Genomic DNA, 2,449 nt, shown 5'->3' on the forward strand with positions numbered 1-2,449 from the left:
TTATCGAACCCATGCTGGCGGGAAACTCCATGGATTACGTGCCAGAAGACGATCGTCAGTTCCTGGTTGACCTAGGACTCGTGGTGCGGCATCCCCAGGGAGGCATGGCGATCGCCAATTGGCGACAGTATGGGCAACTGCTGCTAAAAAGTGCCCCCTTACCACGAGATTGCCCCCCATTTGGGGATGATGGCTTTCCTGCATCGGGTGGTGAATGGGGGTGGTACTCTGGAGCGGGACTATGCCCTTGGCTCTGGACACATTGACCTGTGTCTGCGCTACGACAACGTGACCTTGGGAATTGAACTGAAGGTATGGCGCGATGGGGAAAAAGACCCGCTTACCAAGGGCTTACAGCAGTTGGATCAGTATTTGGCTGGGTTGGGGCTAGATTCAGACCGGCTGGTGATTTTTGACCGACGATCGGGCCTCTCCCCCCTTGAAGAGCGCACGACTACGGAATCAGCTACTACCCCCAGTGGCCGACCTGTGGTGGTGATTCGGGGATAAAAATAGTTAGAGTATGGGTCTAATAACCCCCACTGCAAGCATTATAGGGATTATGTCAAATTTGCTACTTGTGCTCTTTTTTGGGTGCATTCGTCTTCAACTCGATCTAGCAGCAGACCCAACTCTCTGCCAGCAGCTTCATCAGAGCAGTACTGGGCAGCATAACTCTGGGCAGATTGGCCAAGATGTTGCCGTAGTTCCTTATCGTGCCACAACGTATTGATTGCCTCTGCTAACGCATCAACAGAATTTGGTTCAACCAACCAGCCAGTTTCACCATGTTGGATATAATCCTCAACTCCGTTGCAGTTACTAGCGATTATCGCTCGACCCATTCGCATCGCTTCTACAAGAGTCACCTGTCCAGCAGCGGTAATTTTCGGGTCAGTACGCAAAGGAATGACGTTTATACAAGCCTGTTGAGCCAATTTCAGGCACTCTTGGCGCGCAATCTCGAATAAGGTGGTAACGTTGCTGGGAATAGACAATCCTGCCAGCGCTCGTTGTCCAGAGATAACAACTGTGGGTGTTTGGGTTCTTTCCACAGCTTGGAACAGGGTAGAAAAATCCCGATGGGCTGAACCTAGGGCAGCAATAAAGGGATGCTCTGTTTCTTCTGAACTAATGATCGGGATTTCAGGAACTTGGTAGGGAACGAAGATAAATTTTTCTCTCTCAATTCCCAACCATTGATGATAAATATCAATTTCTCGACGACTATGGACGACAAAGTAATCTACATTATCCAGACTTGCCTTCGCCAACCAACGTTTAATTCCCTGTTTACACGTGCCAACATTAAATAACCAGGCAATGATTGGTGTTTTCTTACCCGTTAACTTTGCCTGTGTGGCAACTACAGCGGCTAACTGAGGAAAAACAGTGATTACCCCTCCCTGCGTTGCCTGTAAACAACGTTTACCGTGTTCCCAATAAATCAACCATTGACTGATGTCAGTGACACTACGTTTTGCATGGTGCCAATTGGGTAATGGCTGAGGTCGAGGTACAATCTCAAAAGTATGACGGTTACCGGGTATAAAGGGTACTAGCCACTTTTGACTAGAGAGATTATCCGCGTTTATAAACGATGCGGCTATAGTCCAATGCATTTGTTTAAATCCTACTCTAAAGCGCTCTACTTCCCTTGCGGGGCAGTGGCTGCGCAACCTGAGAAGTTTTCGTCTGGCTTGTCTTCTAAGAAGAATTTCAATCCTTTTACAAGGTAATGGTTGAGCAACCTCTTGTGCTTCAAGATACATGATCTAAATTCCAGTTGCAATCTCTTTGCGGAGTCGTAGTCGTGTAACTCTCTTTACAAGAGACTGCTAGTCCTGTGACAAAATGTTTCAATCCCTAGGTTGGGGTAACGATCGCATAACTCTAGACAGTTCTGGATCCACAAGGAACATCAAGTTGTAATTCCCCTACCGGCTAGCGATCGTGTAACCCCTTCGTGCCCTCTGTGTCTTTGTGATAAATCCATCTAGTTTCAATCCCCTTGCAGAACAGTAGCTGTGAACCAGGACTAAGGGTTAAAGGTTACAGGTTACAGTTTCCGTCTCCTTGCAGGGTGGTGGTTGTGGAACATAGAAGCTTGTCTCGGCCACGTAGAAGTTGAGGAAATATTTCCGTCCCCTTGCGGGGTGGTGGTTATGAAACATACGACAACGGTAGCGGCTACAGGGAGTGGGCTTCTGGTTTCCGTCCCCTTGCGGGGTGGTGGTTATGAAACCTGTTGACTCCGATACAAAACTGGGGCAGAGGTTTAGAGTTTCCGTCCCCTTGCGGGGTGGTGGTTATGAAACTCTAAAATCGCTTCAGTAGTATGGGGAGATAAATATGTTTCCGTCCCCTTGCGGGGTGGTGGTTATGAAACGCGAACTTTCGTTGGAGGAGGCTAAAAGTTTAGTGGGTTTCCGTCCCCTTGCGGGGTGGT

General features: G+C 48.4%; 1 protein-coding gene and 1 pseudogene. One reads left to right on the forward strand and one right to left on the reverse strand.

Going from position 1 to position 2,449, the window contains the following annotated elements:
- Positions 1–510, forward strand: a pseudogene (locus NZ772_17295) (ATP-binding protein).
- A gap of 50 nt (positions 511–560) precedes the next feature.
- On the opposite strand, the gene NZ772_17300 reads toward NZ772_17295, so the two are convergent.
- The gene (locus NZ772_17300) at positions 561–1,622 is read right to left on the reverse strand and encodes a glycosyltransferase family 4 protein (protein MCS6815313.1); all 1,062 of its coding nucleotides are present in this window, start codon (positions 1,620–1,622) and stop codon (positions 561–563) included.
- Positions 1,623–2,449 lie beyond the last annotated feature (827 nt).

The organism is Cyanobacteriota bacterium (assembly GCA_025054735.1).
Taxonomy (GTDB): domain Bacteria; phylum Cyanobacteriota; class Cyanobacteriia; order SKYG9; family SKYG9; genus SKYG9.

What these genes read in the sequence shown, in the direction of transcription:
- NZ772_17300 (MCS6815313.1), bottom strand. Translation starts at nt 1,622, where the DNA reads ATGCATTGGACTATAGCCGCATCGTTTATAAACGCGGATAATCTCTCT.